This window comes from Pseudomonas sp. S150, assembly GCF_004526365.1.
GTDB lineage: Bacteria > Pseudomonadota > Gammaproteobacteria > Pseudomonadales > Pseudomonadaceae > Aquipseudomonas > Aquipseudomonas putida_A.
The window spans coordinates 5,797,292-5,811,957 of record NZ_CP038207.1; the positions used below are offsets into that span (position 1 = coordinate 5,797,292).

Sequence of the window (14,666 nt, forward strand, 5' to 3'; positions counted from 1 at the left end):
CGGCCGTGAAGCCCTCGCTTGCTTCACGGCCGTCAAATAGTGGCACTATACTGGCGTCATAAAACCAACAGGTGATGTGACATGAGCCAGCCGAAACTTCTCGACACCCCGCTTTATGCCTTGCTGCACAAAGACGACATCACAGGCTTCAACAAGGAACGCCCGAACGACGGCCCGATCGACATGGTTGGTGGCGACTTTCGTGGTCTCGACTTGCGTGAACTGAACGCCGATGGCGTGGATTTCCGGGACGCCTACTTCCGTTCTGCCGATTTGCGTGGCATCGACTTCCGTAATGCATCACTCGAAGGCGCGAGCCTGGCCCATGCGCAGATTTCCGGCGCGTACTTCCCGCCGGAACTGAGTGCGGACGAGATCCTGATGTCGATGAATTTCGGCACCCGCCTGCGCTATCGCACTCGCTGAGCACCATCGGCAGCCCCTGACACAACACCCTCCCCTTGTAGGAGTGAGCCTGCTCGCGATAGCCGACTGACATTCAAAATGGATGTCGGCTGTTACGCCGCTATCGCGAGCAGGCTCACTCCTACAGTTGTATGCGTCACACTCCTTACTATTGCATTCGCCAGATCTCATCGCCTTTCTTAGAAGCGTTTGCGTCGAATCCGACCAAACAACCACGCTTTTCCTACTGATGGCTACACTCCTGAGAAGATCGCCCACGCACCATTCGGCCGTCGCAAGGAGGCTTGATGAATGATGAACTGCAACACCTGAAGAATCTTGGCAAGACGTCGGCGCAGTGGCTGCATGCCGTGGGCATCCACAGCGCCTCGGACTTGCGTCGCCTGGGGGCGGTGGACGCCTATCGGGCCGTGCGTACCCGCGGGTTTCGCGCATCAAAGGTGTTGTTGTACGCGATCGAAGGGGCGCTGATGGATGTGCACTGGAACGACATCCCGGCCGAACGCAAAGACGCCTTGAACAAGCAGCTCGAAGCCATTTCCTCGCGCCACAAGAACTGAACAGGCACTGACGGCCATGTATCTGCTCGGAGAACAATCGGCACCGGTCGATGCACTGATCAATCGTTTGCAGAGCTTGCCCGCGCGCTGGCTGGAAGGCCTTGCGCCGTGCGGGCCAGCCTTTGAGCCAGAAATCTCTGACGACCTGATGGAGCAGCTCCCACACGATCAGCTGTTTCTGCTGACAGAAGGCGTGATCCACGGCTATATCGGCGGTCGTGCGCTCTTTTACTGGCAGGAAGGCGATCTGCTCGGTCTGCAGCAAGGTGACGCCTGGGCCGACTGCCGTCTGCGCAGCGACGGACCATCGCGCTTGCTGCCCTATCGGCGAACCGAACTGTTCCAGCATTTGTATGCCGAACCGGGCCGGGCCGAACAGTGGCTTGAGTATCTGCTGGGGCAGATGGCGCTGCTGGCTCACGCGGTGGCCGAACTGAAGCCACGGGAGTTTCGCAGCACCAATGGCTTCAAACGGGTCGAGAGTGGTGAGGTGTTGATCCGGCAGGGCGATGCCGCTGATCACGTCTTCGTGATCATCGAGGGGCATGCCGAAGCGTTTGTTGATGGGCACAAGGTCGGCGAAGTGCCCAAGGACGAGATTTTCGGCGCCATGGCGGTGTTCACCGGTGAACCGCGCAATGCCACTGTCATCGCTCGCGAGCCAAGCACGGTGATGCTGATTCCAGGCGAGCAGTTTCTGAGCATGACCCGTAACAATCCGAAGATTGCCCACAGCCTGATTGAGAGCATGGCCAGGCGCATCGGCCAGCTTAATCAGCAGATCACGCAACTGAGTGCGATCAAGGCTGCGCGTTAAGCCCCCTGTTTCCGGGACATTCCGGCCATTTGCACGACTAAATCAAGCAAACGGAAAAACAGTGGTTGACTCGCTAATGAGAATCGCTATGATTATCACAACTGGTCGCGAGATCAGTCGATATTCTGAAAAGCCCTTGGTTCGGACTCTCAGATTATCTCCTCATCAGGCTAATCACGGTTATTTGACCCGGTTTTTACCGGGTCTTTTTTTGCCTGTGGAAAAGTCACTGGCCGAACCGTTTGCGCATCTGTGCGCAGTAATCCTGCGCGGGCGTGGCCGGGGTGTACCAGACGTAATCGGCCATCGCCGCAGTCACCTCGGCGCCCTGCTCGGCCAGCATCAGCACTGTTGGCGCCCGGGCTGCGCCCAAATCCAGCACATGCAGCGGCACGCCAACATCCTTGCGCGCATGCCAGGCACCCGCCAACAGTAACGCTGGCGTCGGCGCAGCCATCAAGCGTTCGGCCATACGCCGATCCCGCTGTTGCTGAACCGCGAGCATCGCCGGCATCTGTGATTTGGGCAGCAAGCCGCAATGTGAATCGCTGATCTGCTCAAACAGCCTGGCTTTCACCGAGGCCGCATTGCTGCGGACACCGCTCAGGGCTGGCGGCTGACGATAGACAGCGCGGATTTCACTGTCGTCCAGATTGGCCGCCAACAGCGGATAGCCTTGCGTGAGGGCGAACCGAACAATCGGTCCATAGAGATTCCAGTCCCAGCCATCCTGCCAGGCGAACGCGGCGGGAAGATCAGTAGGGAGCGCTGCTGCATGGCGAACCTGGTCAACGTTCGGCTGTTGCTTCGGCGTGAGCATTTCCAGCAGCAGACTGCCCTGAGGACGCTGCTCCCCAAGTGCCTGCAACAGCCACAACTGCGCGGCGTGGTGATCGGCGTTGTCATGCTGCTCGCCGATGATGAGCAGTTGCGGCCCCGACAGACGCGTCAGCAGTTCCTGTGCCGTCAGTATCTGGCCGCTGTGCAGATCACGAATTTCGCCACGGATTGGCGGGGGCGGGGCAACATGCTGACACCCTGCAAGCAGCAACACCGCTAACAACCACATCCCGCGCATACCATCACCTCGATGAGAAATCAGCGGGCGATGATCAGCGGATGCCCACGCTCCGGGTGCGGCTGCACCAATACCTCGAGACCGAACACAGCTTTGAGCGAGTCCGGTCGCAAGACTTGCTGCGGCGTATCCAGCGCCACCGGGCGCCCGCCTTCGAGCAGCAACACCCGATCACAATAGCGCGCCGCCAGATTCAGATCATGCAGGATGACCAGCACCGCCGCGCCACGATCGGCAAACTCGCGCACCGCCTGCAACGTGGTGTGTTGATGCAAGGGATCGAGCATCGAGGTCGGCTCATCCAGCAACAGCGTTTGCCCGGCCTGCCCCGGCCATAACTGCGCCAGCACCCGCGCCAGATGCACGCGCTGACGCTCGCCACCCGACAACGCCAGATAACTGCGCCCGCTCAGATGCCCGGCATCCGCAGCGTCCAGCGCTGCCGCAACGATCTCGTCGTCGAGCACCCGACCACTTTGATACGGCAAGCGACCCATGCCGACCACTTCTTCCGCGCGAAAGGCAAAATCCAGCGTCGACACCTGCGGCAATACCGCCAGGCGCTGAGCGCGCTGCGTACCTGTCCAGTGACTCAGCACCTTGTCGTCGAGCAACACCTCACCTTCACTGGCCGCCAGCTCACCGCACAGGGCACCGAGCAAGGTGCTTTTGCCGGCACCGTTCGGTCCGAGCACACCCAACACCTCACCGGGTTCAAGCTGCAGGGTGACGTCGCTGAGGACGGTCTTGCGTCCGCGACGGATGTGCAGATTGTGCGCACGCAGCATCAGGCACGACCTCGCAGCAACAGGTAGAGGAAGAACGGCGCGCCGATAAACGCCGTGACGATACCGATCGGCAACTCCGCCGGCGCCAGCGCCAGCCGCGCCACCAGATCCGCCAGCAACAACAGGCTCGCACCCGCCAGTACCGACGCTGGCAGCAACACCCGGTGATCGGGCCCGGCCAATAAACGCACCAGATGGGGCACCACCAGCCCGACGAAACCGATCATCCCGGCTGCCGCTACCGCCGCGCCAACACCCAACGCCGTGCAGAACACCAATTCACGTTTGAGCCGTTCGACATCAATCCCCAGGTGCCCGGCTTCGGACTCCCCGAGCAACAGCGCATTCAGCGCCTTGGCACGCCGCGGCAACCACAGCGCGACGCCAGCGCTGATAATCAGCAACGGCCACAAACGCGCGTAACTGGCGCCATTGAGGCTGCCCAGATTCCAGAAAGTCAGCGTACGCAAAGTCGCGTCATCCGCCAGATAGGTGAACAGACCCACCGCCGAGCTTGCCAATGCCGTCAGGGCGATCCCGGCCAGCAGCATGGTCGCGACGTTAGTCTGGCCGTTGCGCCGACCGAGCCGATAGACCAGCGCCGTCACCCCCAGTCCACCGAGAAACGCGCACGCCGACAACAGGTACGGCCCGAACCACTCCGGCAAACCGCCAAAAAATGACCCGCCGACAATCGCCACCGCCGCACCCAGCGCTGCCCCACTGGAAACCCCGACCAACCCGGGATCGGCCAGCGGATTGCGAAACAAGCCCTGCATCGCCACACCCGACAGTGCCAGCACACCGCCGACGGCCAGACCGAGCAAGGTGCGCGGCAGACGGATCTGCCCGAGGATCAGCTCGGCTTGCTCCAGACCGTCCGGCGCCAACGGCACACCGACCATGCGCAATGCAGCGCGTAACGTATCGAACAGCGGCAGGCTCACCGGCCCCAGCGCCAACGACAGCCAGATGGCCAGCAAACACAGGAGCGTCAGGCCGATAAACAGGCTTCGTGGTTTGACCAGTACGGTCATTGGCCGCTCGCAGTCGGGTAGAAGCCGTCAGACAAATTCTTCAGTGCCGCTGGTAAACGCGGCCCGAGCCCGCCGACCAGCAGCGTCGGATCCAGCTCCAGCACCCGTCCGGCCTTGGCCGCGCGGCTTGAATTGAGAATGGGGTTTTCCTTGAACAATGCCGCTTTTGCCGCCTCACCGCTCAACGCGCGATCAGCAAACACCAGCACCTCAGGATCGAGCCCGGCCAGCGACTCCACGGAGAACGGCTTGTAACCGGTATGCGTCGCCAGGTTATGTCCGCCGGCCCGTTGCAGCAGCCAGTCGGCGGCAGTGTCCTTGCCGGCAATCAATGGCTTGCCGCCGGCATGCCCGATCAGCACCAGCACACCGGGCGCTTTATGTTTGGTCTGCAACTCGGCGACTCGGGCTTTCTGCGCGGTTAGCTGCTGTTGATAACTTTCCAGCAACTGCGCCGCCTGGGCTTGCGCGCCGAGCAACTGCCCGAGATGCGTGATGTTTTTTTCCAGTGTCGGCAGATCCGGCTGCGCCGAGAACAGTTCGACATGTACCTTGGCGTTTTTCACTTGAGCGATAACCGGTGGCGGGCCCATTTCTTCGGTGCCAATGAGGATGTCCGGGCGCAGACTGAGAATGCCTTCTGCCGAGAGACTGCGTTGATAGCCGATGCTGGGCAGCTTCTTCAGCGATTGCGGATGCTGGCTGGTGGTGTCGACCCCGACCAGTTTGGATTTGCCACCCAATGCACTCACCCACTCCGAAAGCGCCCCACCGGCGCTGACCCAACGCTGTGGCAAATCGGCAGCTGTCGCCTGAAGGCTGGCGAGCAGTCCGACACACAGCACGGCAACGCGGGTAATCAGGCGCATACGCAGCTTTCCTTGAAAAGTTTTCCCGGGCAGCGAACCGGCGGGCCAAGTATCCTTGACGGCGGTTGCGCGCAGTGGGCGAAGGCGGCCATTTGATAATTGTTTGCATTTAAACGTCAAGCTCGGACATTTCCTGAAACGAGCCGAGACTTGAGGATAGCCATGAAGTTTTTGTGCGCCGGCGCCGATCTCGCTGAGGCCGGCAGCCGTGGGTTCGACATCGACGGCAACAAACTGTTTGCCGTACGCCGCAATGGTCAGGCCTATGTTTATCTCAACCGTTGCCCGCATCGCGGCGTCGGTCTGGAATGGCACCCCGACCAGTTTCTCGACCCGAGCAACAGCCTGATCCAGTGCGCCACCCACGGCGCACTGTTTCTGATCGAGGACGGCGAATGCGTCGCCGGGCCCTGCGCCGGGCAATCCCTGACCGCCATCCCCTGCCGCGAAGACGCACAGGGGCTGTGGATAGATGTTTAACCGCTGAGCAAAACGTCCAGCCGCCGGTCGATCACCATCTCTTCGTGGTTCAAACGCACGCCGTAGGCCAGCACCTCGACCCCGCACGCCACCGCTTCACGCAGGGCGTCGGCGTAGGCCGAATCGATTTCCTCGGCCGGCCGCACCGCTTCAATCCCGCTGAGATTGACGCAATACAACTGCACCGCACGAATACCGTCACGGGCCAGATGCGCCAGTTCACGCAGATGCTTGGCACCGCGCTGGGTGACCGCGTCGGGAAACGCCGCCACGTTGGTTCCATCGAAGCCTAACGTGACACTCTTCACTTCCACATAAGCCGGGCCGCTCGGGTATTCGAGGCGGAAATCGATGCGGCTCTTTTCCTGGCCGTACGGCACTTCGCGTTTAAGCGCCGTAAAGCCGTTCAACTCGCTGATGACTCCGGCTTGCAGCGCCTCTTCGACCAGCGCATTGGCGCGCCCGGTGTTCACGCAGAACAGCCGCCCCTGCGGGGTTTCGCCGATTTCCCAAGTGCCGGGCAGTTTGCGCTTCGGGTCGTTTGAGCGACTGAACCACACTTGCCCGCCTTCGACCTGACAGTTGAGCATCGAGCCGGTATTCGGGCAGTGCAGGGTCAACAACTCGCCATTGACCGTTTCAACGTCCGCCAGAAAACGTTTGTAGCGGCGAATCAAGCGCGCCTCTTCCAGAGCCGGATAAAAGCGCATCAGCCTTGCCAACTCTTCAAGCCACGGGCAATCCGTTCCACCGCCTCCTGTAAGCGAGGGAGGTTTTGCGTGTAAGCAAAACGCACATGGTGACTGGCCTGATAACGCCCGAAGTCCAGCCCTGGAGTAAAGGCAACATGCTCGGTTTCGAGGAAATGTCGACAGAAAGCGAAGGCATCACCGCCAAACTGGCTGATATCGGCGTACAAGTAAAACGCCCCTTCAGGCTCGACGGCGATATTGAAACCCAACTCGCGCAATGCCGGCAGCAGGAAGTCGCGGCGGCGGCCAAATTCGGCGCGGCGCTCTTCGAGGATGCTGATGGTGTCCGGCTCGAAGCAGGCCAAAGCGGCGTACTGCGCCATGCTCGGGGCGCTGATGTACAGGTTCTGGGCGAGTTTTTCCAGCTCACTGACGGCCGCATCCGGCGCCACCAGCCAGCCGAGCCGCCAACCGGTCATGCCGAAATATTTGGAGAAACTATTGAGGACAAAGGCACTGTCATCCACTTCCAGCACGCTGGCGGCATCGGTGCCATAAGTCAGGCCGTGGTAGATCTCGTCCACCACCAGATGCCCGTGCCGCGCCTTGATCGCTGTGGATAACCCGGCCAGTTCATCGCGGGTCAGGATGGTACCGGTGGGGTTGGCTGGCGATGCCACCAACGCACCAACGCTGTCGTGATCCCAATGCCGCGCCACCAGATCCGGGGTCAGTTGGTAACGCACCTCCGGCCCGACCGGCACCAGTTGCGCCGCGCCTTCGACCAGTCGCAGAAAGTGCCGGTTGCACGGGTAGCCCGGATCCGCCAGCAGCCAGTGTTTGCCGGGATCGACCAGCAAGGCACTGGCCAGCAACAGCGCACCGGAGCCACCGGGGGTGATCAGGATCCTCCGCGGATCGATGTTCAAGCCGTAACGTGTCTGATAGAAACCGGAAATCGCCTCGCGCAGTTCAGGAATGCCCCGCGCGGCGGTGTAGCGGGTCTTGCCCGCCGTCAGCGCAGCCTGCCCGGCACGGATGATCGGCTCGGCCGTGGTGAAGTCCGGCTCGCCGATTTCCAGGTGGATCACGTCGTGACCTTCGGCCTGCAGTTCGTTGGCCCGCGCCAGCAGCGCCATCACATGGAACGGTTCGATCGCACGACTGCGCGCACTGTAAGGCTGAGCCATTGGTTTTCCTTCGACGGGGAAAAAGAGACGATTCTACCCATCTGCCGGAACGAGCGAGAACCCGTCGCGGTCACAGCCTCAAGAACGCTGGACTGTAACGATATGAGCGTACGCTCCAGGATTGACTAAAATCAGTGATTGAACAGGCTTTCAACAGCGCCAGACACGGCTTGCCAAACATCTGCAAGCGCCACCCGCCGGGGCCTCGACATCCGGGAGTAGCGCAGGCCGAATTGATCTGGTAAGTTCGCCCGCTTGCAGCCGCAGGGCCGGCAGGTGTCGGTGATGGAGCAATCCTGCGCAATGGATTACAAGAGTAGAGGCGGTCCATTTCATGCCCACCCAAGCAAAGCAACAGCAGCAAGCGACGATCAGCGGCTTCGAACCTTACGTTCCGAAGGCCGGCGAAGAGTACATGGGCGCTCCCATGCGCGCGCACTTCACCAAGATCCTGAACAAGTGGAAACAGGACTTGATGCAGGAAGTCGACCGTACTGTTGATCACATGAAAGACGAAGCGGCCAACTTCCCTGACCCGGCCGACCGTGCCAGCCAGGAAGAAGAATTCGCACTCGAGCTGCGCGCCCGCGATCGCGAGCGCAAACTGATCAAGAAGATCGACAAGACCCTCGAACTGATCCAGGACGAAGAGTACGGCTGGTGCGAGTCCTGCGGCATCGAGATCGGCGTCAAGCGCCTCGAGGCCCGCCCTACCGCCGATCTGTGCATCGACTGCAAGACCCTGGCGGAAATCAAGGAAAAGCAGGTCGGCAAGTAATCTCGACCTGAACGAAAAACGGAGCGTGCGAACGCTCCGTTTTTGTTTCTGCCTTTTGCCTTTGCCCTTTATGCCTTGCTTTTGTGGGAGGGGGCTTGCTCCCGAATGCGGCCGGCCATTCAACATCCAGGTTGTCTGAACTGACGCTTTCGCGAGCAAGCCCGCTCCCACAGGGGTAATGTTTCTACCTTTTGCCCTGTTTGCGCTTTTGGTGGGAGGGGGCTTGCTCCCGAATTCGGTGTGTCATTCAACATCAAAGATGTCTGAGCCGACGCTTTCGCGAGCAAGCCCGCTCCCACAGGGGTAATCTGCGCGAATCCTGAAAAGTTATATTGTCCAAATGACTGCCAAAACCGCCCCCGCCTACATCGGCCGCTTCGCCCCCACCCCCAGTGGCCACCTGCACTTCGGCTCGCTGGTTGCCGCCCTCGCCTCTTACCTCGACGCGCGCGCGGTCGGCGGGCGCTGGCTGGTGCGCATGGAAGATCTCGATCCGCCCCGGGAAGAGCCCGGCGCGCAGGCGGCGATTCTCAAGGCGCTGGAAAGCTACGGTTTCGAATGGGACGGCGAAATGGTGCGCCAGAGTGACCGGCACGACGCCTACGCCGAAGTCCTCAACAGTCTGTTCAATCACGGCCTGGCCTACGCCTGCACCTGTTCGCGCAAGCAGCTGGAGCCGTATCACGGCATTTACCCGGGCTTGTGCCGCAATGCCGGCCATGAGCAGCAAGACGCGGCGATCCGCCTGCGCGTGCCGGAACTGGAATACCACTTCATCGACCGCGTGCAGGGCGAGTTCCGCCAGCATCTGGGGCGCGACGTCGGCGATTTCGTGATTCGCCGCCGCGACGGCCTCTACGCCTATCAACTGGCCGTGGTGCTGGATGACGCCTGGCAAGGCATCACCGACATCGTACGCGGTGCCGACCTGCTCGATTCCACGCCGCGCCAGCTCTACCTGCAAGAACTGTTGGGCCTGCGTCAGCCGCGCTATCTGCACTTGCCATTGATCACGCAGCCGGACGGCAACAAACTCGGCAAATCCTACCGTTCGCCGCCGCTTGAGGCGGATCAGGCCACTCCTTTGCTGCTGCGGGCCCTGCGAGCGCTGGGACAAAACCCCGGTGCCGAACTGGCCCATGCCACACCCGAGGAATTGCTCAAATGGGGCGCAGCCCACTGGGATGCGACAAAGATCCCGCGCACACTGACCCTGCCCGAAGCGCAACTGCAATGACGACACTTGCAGTGGCGCGCCCATCCGTTACCATCGCCGCACGTTTTCGGGCACGCGCATAAAAAAGAGAGGCCGGGATGTACATCTATCGCTTGGTCCTGCTTCTGGTCGTGGGAATCTATCTGTTTTCGCCAGCCATCATGGATTGGTGGATCGACGCCACGGGCGCCTGGTATCGGCCGTATCTGCTCTGGTTGATCCTGATTGTCGTGACCTTCATCCTGCAGAGCCAAAAAGATGCCGATGAGCTTTAGCCTGACCCAGATGATCCTGGTCAGCGCCGCGTACCTGACGGTGCTGTTCGGCGTCGCCTGGATCAGCGAACGGGGCATGATCCCGCGAGCGATCATTCGCCACCCGCTGACCTACACCCTGTCGCTGGGGGTCTACGCCAGTGCGTGGGCGTTTTACGGCACCGTGGGCCTGGCCTATCAGTACGGCTACGGCTTTCTCTCCAGTTACCTCGGGGTGTCCGGTGCGTTTCTGCTGGCGCCGGTGCTGCTGTATCCGATCCTGAAAATCACCCGCACCTATCAACTGTCGTCGCTGGCGGATCTGTTCGCCTTCCGCTTCCGCAGTACCTGGGCCGGCGCACTGACCACGATCTTCATGCTGATCGGCGTACTGCCGCTGCTGGCGTTGCAGATTCAGGCGGTGGCCGACTCCATCGGCATCCTCACCGGCGAGCCGATCCAGAGCCGCGTCGCGCTGGCGTTCTGTGCGCTGATCATTCTGTTCACGATCTTCTTCGGCTCCCGGCATATCGCCACCCGCGAGAAACACGAAGGGCTGGTGTTCGCGATTGCCTTCGAATCGGTGATCAAACTGATAGCCCTCGGCGGCGTCGGCCTCTATGCGCTGTACGGCGTGTTCGACGGCCCGCAACAGCTTGAACTGTGGCTGCTGCAAAACCAGACCGCCCTCGCCGCGTTGCACACGCCGCTGCAGGAAGGGCCGTGGCGCACGCTGTTGCTGGTGTTTTTCGCCTCGGCGATCGTGATGCCGCACATGTACCACATGACCTTCACCGAAAACCTCAACCCGCGCTCGCTGGTCAGTGCCAGTTGGGGCCTGCCGCTGTTCCTGTTGCTGATGAGTCTGGCGGTGCCGTTGATTCTCTGGGCCGGCCTGAAGCTCGGCGCCACCACCGATCCGGAATACTTCACCCTCGGCATCGGCATTGCCGCCAACAGCAAACCGCTGGCCTTGCTGGCGTACGTCGGCGGATTGTCAGCGGCCAGTGGCTTGATCATTGTCACCACCCTGGCACTGTCGGGCATGGCGCTGAACCATCTGGTGCTGCCGCTCTATCAGCCGCCGGCCGAAGGCAATATCTATCGCTGGCTGAAGTGGACCCGCCGGGCGCTGATCGTTGCGATCATCATGGCCGGTTTCTGCTTTTACCTGATGCTCGGCGCCGGACAGGACCTGGCCAACCTCGGCATCGTCGCCTTCGTTGCAACCTTGCAATTCCTGCCCGGCGTGCTCTCGGTGCTGTACTGGCCGACCGCCAACCGTCGCGGCTTTATCGCCGGCTTGCTGGCGGGGATACTGGTGTGGGTGGTGACCATGCTGTTGCCGCTGGTCGGCAACCTGCAGGGTTTCTACATTCCACTGCTGAACATGATCTACGTGCTGGACGACACCAGCTGGCACATGGCGGCGATCGCCTCGCTGGCGGCCAACGTGCTGATGTTCACCCTGATCTCTCTGTTCACCAACGCCAGCCCTGAAGAAGCCAGCGCCGCCGAAGCCTGCGCGGTGGATAACGTGCGCCGTCCGCAACGTCGTGAACTGCACGCCGCCTCGCCCCAGGAGTTCGCTACGCAACTGGCCAAACCGCTAGGCGCCAAGGCGGCGCAGAAAGAAGTCGAGCAGGCCCTGCGCGACCTCTATCTGCCGTTCGACGAACGCCGTCCTTATGCCTTGCGCCGCTTGCGCGACCGCATCGAAGCCAACCTCTCCGGCCTGATGGGCCCGAGCGTGGCGCAGGACATGGTCGAAACCTTCCTGCCGTACAAGGCTGGCGGCGAGAACTACGTAACCGAAGACATCCACTTCATTGAAAGCCGCCTCGAGGACTACCACTCGCGCCTCACCGGGCTGGCCGCTGAGCTCGACGCCTTGCGCCGCTACCACCGCCAGACCCTGCAGGAACTGCCAATGGGCGTCTGCTCGCTGGCCAAGGATCAAGAGATCCTGATGTGGAACAAGGCCATGGAAGAACTCACCGGCATCGCCGCGCAACGGGTGGTGGGTTCGCGCCTGAGCACCATCGCCAATCCGTGGAAGCAATTGCTGCAAGGCTTCATCAACCTGCCCGATGAACATTTGCACAAGCAGCACCTGGCCCTAGACGGCCAGACCCGCTGGCTCAATCTGCACAAAGCAGCGATCGATGAGCCGTTGGCCCCGGGCAACAGCGGCCTGGTGCTGCTAGTGGAAGACCTGACCGAAACCCAAATGCTTGAAGACAAACTGGTGCACTCCGAGCGTCTGGCGAGCATCGGCCGACTGGCGGCGGGTGTGGCCCATGAAATCGGCAACCCGATCACCGGTATCGCCTGTCTGGCGCAGAACCTGCGCGAAGAGCGTGAAGAAGATGGCGAACTGACGGAAATCAGCGGGCAGATTCTCGAACAGACCAAGCGCGTGTCGCGCATTGTGCAGTCGCTAATGAGCTTCGCCCACGCCGGCAGCCACCAGCACAGCGACGAACCCGTCTGTCTGGCCGAAGTCGCGCAGGATGCAATTGGCCTGCTGGCGCTGAACCGGCGCAACTTCGAAGTGCAGTTCTACAACCTGTGCGACCCCGATCACTGGGTCGAAGGCGATCCGCAGCGCCTCGCCCAGGTGCTGATCAATCTGCTCTCCAATGCCCGCGACGCCTCGCCGCCGCACAGCGCCGTACGGGTCAAGAGTGAAGCCGGCGAACACACGGTCGATCTGATCGTCGAAGACGAAGGCAGTGGTATTCCGCAGAACATCATGGACCGATTGTTCGAACCTTTCTTCACCACCAAGGATCCGGGTGAAGGTACCGGTCTGGGCCTTGCACTGGTCTATTCCATCGTTGAAGAGCATTATGGACAAATCACCATCGACAGCCCGGCTGATGTACAAAGCCAGCGCGGCACCCGTATCCGGGTGACCTTACCGCGTCATGTCGAAGCGACGTCCGCTGTGAACTGAGACCGTCGAGAGTATCGAATCAATGCCGCACATTTTGATCGTCGAAGACGAAACCATTATCCGCTCCGCCTTGCGCCGCCTGCTGGAACGTAACCAGTATCAGGTCAGCGAAGCCGGTTCTGTGCAGGAAGCACAAGAACGCTTCAGTATTCCCACATTCGATCTGATCGTCAGCGACCTGCGCCTGCCTGGCGCCCCCGGCACAGAGCTGATCAAGCTTGGCCAGGGCAAACCGGTGCTGATCATGACCAGCTACGCCAGCCTGCGCTCGGCGGTCGACTCGATGAAGATGGGCGCGGTGGACTACATCGCCAAGCCTTTCGATCACGATGAAATGCTCCAGGCCGTCGCACGGATCCTGCGTGATCACCAGTCGACGCCTGCCGCCGGCGAAGTGCCTGCCGGCAAAGCAGCCAATGGCAGCGGCAAGTCGTCTGTCGACAACAGCAACGGCGAGATCGGCATCATTGGCTCGTGCCCGCCGATGCAGGATCTGTACAGCAAGATCCGCAAGGTCGCACCGACCGATTCCAATGTCCTGATCCAGGGCGAGTCCGGCACCGGTAAAGAGCTGGTGGCCCGCGCCCTGCATAACCTGTCCAAGCGTGCCAAGGCACCGATGATTTCGGTGAACTGCGCAGCCATCCCGGAAAGCCTGATCGAGTCCGAACTGTTCGGCCACGAAAAAGGCGCGTTCACTGGCGCCAGCGCCGGTCGCGCCGGTCTGGTGGAAGCGGCGGACGGCGGCACGCTGTTCCTCGACGAGATCGGCGAACTGCCGCTGGAAGCCCAGGCCCGCCTGCTGCGCGTGCTGCAGGAAGGCGAGATTCGCCGTGTGGGTTCGGTGCAGTCGCAAAAAGTCGATGTGCGCTTGATCGCCGCGACCCACCGCGACCTCAAGAGCCTGGCGAAAATCGGCCAGTTCCGTGAAGACCTGTATTACCGCCTGCACGTGATTGCCCTGAAATTGCCGGCCCTGCGTGAACGTGGCGCCGACGTCAACGAAATCGCCACCGCGTTCCTCGCTCGCCAGAGTGCGCGCATCAACCGTACCGACCTGAAATTTGCCGCCGATGCCGAACAGGCCATCCGGCACTATTCCTGGCCGGGTAACGTGCGCGAGCTGGAAAACGCGGTGGAGCGCGCAGTGATCCTGAGCGAAAGCCCGGAAATCTCTGCCGACCTGCTGGGCATCGACATCGAGTTGAGCGATCTGGAAGACGACGAGTTCATCGGCTTGCCTGCGCAAACCGCAGGTAACACCAGCAACAGCAGCCATGAGCCGACGGAAGACCTGTCGCTGGAAGATTACTTCCAGCACTTCGTTCTTGAGCATCAGGACCACATGACCGAGACCGAACTGGCGCGCAAACTGGGCGTCAGCCGCAAGTGCCTGTGGGAACGCCGCCAGCGCCTGGGTATTCCACGGCGCAAGACCGGGGTCACCAGCGAGAGCTGAACGTTACCTGTCGAGTGTGCGCGTAACGCTTGAAGATGTGAAAAAACTGTTACCTCAGTCCTT

At 61.3% G+C, this 14,666-nt stretch carries 15 protein-coding genes; 9 read left to right on the forward strand and 6 right to left on the reverse strand.

All coding sequences use genetic code 11. The annotated features are described in order from the left end of the window. Positions 1–81: 81 nt before the first annotated feature. The 3 genes from E3Z29_RS26895 to E3Z29_RS26905 all read left to right on the forward strand — a co-directional run bounded on the left by E3Z29_RS26895 (position 82) and on the right by E3Z29_RS26905 (position 1,803). Positions 82–426, forward strand: a complete 345-nt coding sequence (locus E3Z29_RS26895) for a pentapeptide repeat-containing protein (RefSeq protein WP_098965625.1) — start codon at positions 82–84, stop codon at positions 424–426. 287 nt (positions 427–713) lie between these two features. Next, a complete protein-coding gene (locus E3Z29_RS26900; RefSeq protein ID WP_003228231.1) occupies positions 714–986 on the forward strand; it encodes a TfoX/Sxy family protein in 273 nt (90 codons plus the stop codon). A 16-nt stretch (positions 987–1,002) separates the two neighbouring features. Continuing rightward, positions 1,003–1,803 carry a Crp/Fnr family transcriptional regulator gene (locus E3Z29_RS26905; RefSeq protein ID WP_134787339.1) on the forward strand — a complete coding sequence of 267 codons (801 nt, stop codon included), beginning with the start codon at positions 1,003–1,005 and terminating at the stop codon, positions 1,801–1,803. 226 nt (positions 1,804–2,029) lie between these two features. Here E3Z29_RS26905 and E3Z29_RS26910 read toward each other — a convergent pair whose 3' ends face one another. Genes E3Z29_RS26910 through E3Z29_RS26925 form a run of 4 tightly spaced genes read right to left on the reverse strand, consistent with a single transcriptional unit; the run spans position 2,030 to position 5,575 of the window. Then, on the reverse strand, positions 2,030–2,881 hold the full coding sequence (locus E3Z29_RS26910; RefSeq protein ID WP_134787340.1) for a ChaN family lipoprotein: 852 nt from the start codon (positions 2,879–2,881) through the stop codon (positions 2,030–2,032). Between the two features lie 20 nt (positions 2,882–2,901). Further along, positions 2,902–3,669 (reverse strand): heme ABC transporter ATP-binding protein, encoded by a 768-nt coding sequence (locus tag E3Z29_RS26915; protein ID WP_134787341.1) that lies wholly within the window; start codon positions 3,667–3,669, stop codon positions 2,902–2,904. Next, positions 3,669–4,652 carry an iron ABC transporter permease gene (locus tag E3Z29_RS26920; protein ID WP_177416216.1) on the reverse strand — a complete coding sequence of 328 codons (984 nt, stop codon included), beginning with the start codon at positions 4,650–4,652 and terminating at the stop codon, positions 3,669–3,671. The genes E3Z29_RS26915 and E3Z29_RS26920 overlap by 1 nt, the downstream gene beginning before the upstream one ends. A 50-nt stretch (positions 4,653–4,702) precedes the next feature. Continuing rightward, complete coding sequence (locus E3Z29_RS26925) at positions 4,703–5,575, reverse strand: hemin ABC transporter substrate-binding protein (protein WP_134787343.1); 873 nt, start codon at positions 5,573–5,575, stop codon at positions 4,703–4,705. 162 nt (positions 5,576–5,737) lie between these two features. Between E3Z29_RS26925 and E3Z29_RS26930 the strand changes: the two genes are divergently transcribed. Next, positions 5,738–6,055: a Rieske (2Fe-2S) protein gene (locus tag E3Z29_RS26930; RefSeq protein WP_027614091.1), complete on the forward strand. Its 318-nt coding sequence runs from the start codon at positions 5,738–5,740 to the stop codon at positions 6,053–6,055. Here the strand turns inward: E3Z29_RS26930 and sfsA are convergent. Both sfsA and E3Z29_RS26940 read right to left on the reverse strand, forming a co-directional pair. Further along, on the reverse strand, positions 6,052–6,765 hold the full coding sequence (sfsA, locus tag E3Z29_RS26935) for a DNA/RNA nuclease SfsA (protein WP_134787344.1): 714 nt from the start codon (positions 6,763–6,765) through the stop codon (positions 6,052–6,054). The genes E3Z29_RS26930 and sfsA overlap by 4 nt on opposite strands. After that, positions 6,765–7,937 carry a pyridoxal phosphate-dependent aminotransferase gene (locus E3Z29_RS26940; protein WP_134787345.1) on the reverse strand — a complete coding sequence of 391 codons (1,173 nt, stop codon included), beginning with the start codon at positions 7,935–7,937 and terminating at the stop codon, positions 6,765–6,767. Before E3Z29_RS26940 ends, sfsA begins: the two co-directional genes overlap by 1 nt. 334 nt (positions 7,938–8,271) lie before the next feature. Between E3Z29_RS26940 and dksA the strand changes: the two genes are divergently transcribed. The 5 genes from dksA (at position 8,272) to E3Z29_RS26965 (ending at position 14,603) form a co-directional block, all read left to right on the forward strand. Next, positions 8,272–8,715, forward strand: a complete 444-nt coding sequence (gene dksA / locus E3Z29_RS26945) for an RNA polymerase-binding protein DksA (RefSeq protein WP_003228250.1) — start codon at positions 8,272–8,274, stop codon at positions 8,713–8,715. A gap of 340 nt (positions 8,716–9,055) precedes the next feature. Next, positions 9,056–9,952 carry a tRNA glutamyl-Q(34) synthetase GluQRS gene (gene gluQRS, locus E3Z29_RS26950; protein WP_098965640.1) on the forward strand — a complete coding sequence of 299 codons (897 nt, stop codon included), beginning with the start codon at positions 9,056–9,058 and terminating at the stop codon, positions 9,950–9,952. A 77-nt stretch (positions 9,953–10,029) separates the two neighbouring features. Continuing rightward, a complete protein-coding gene (locus tag E3Z29_RS26955) occupies positions 10,030–10,206 on the forward strand; it encodes a hypothetical protein (protein WP_003176118.1) in 177 nt (58 codons plus the stop codon). Then, a complete protein-coding gene (locus E3Z29_RS26960; protein WP_027614096.1) occupies positions 10,190–13,144 on the forward strand; it encodes a sensor histidine kinase in 2,955 nt (984 codons plus the stop codon). The genes E3Z29_RS26955 and E3Z29_RS26960 overlap by 17 nt, the downstream gene beginning before the upstream one ends. Positions 13,145–13,166: 22 nt before the next feature. After that, positions 13,167–14,603 carry a sigma-54 dependent transcriptional regulator gene (locus E3Z29_RS26965; RefSeq protein ID WP_134787346.1) on the forward strand — a complete coding sequence of 479 codons (1,437 nt, stop codon included), beginning with the start codon at positions 13,167–13,169 and terminating at the stop codon, positions 14,601–14,603. The last annotated feature ends 63 nt before the right edge of the window (positions 14,604–14,666 follow it).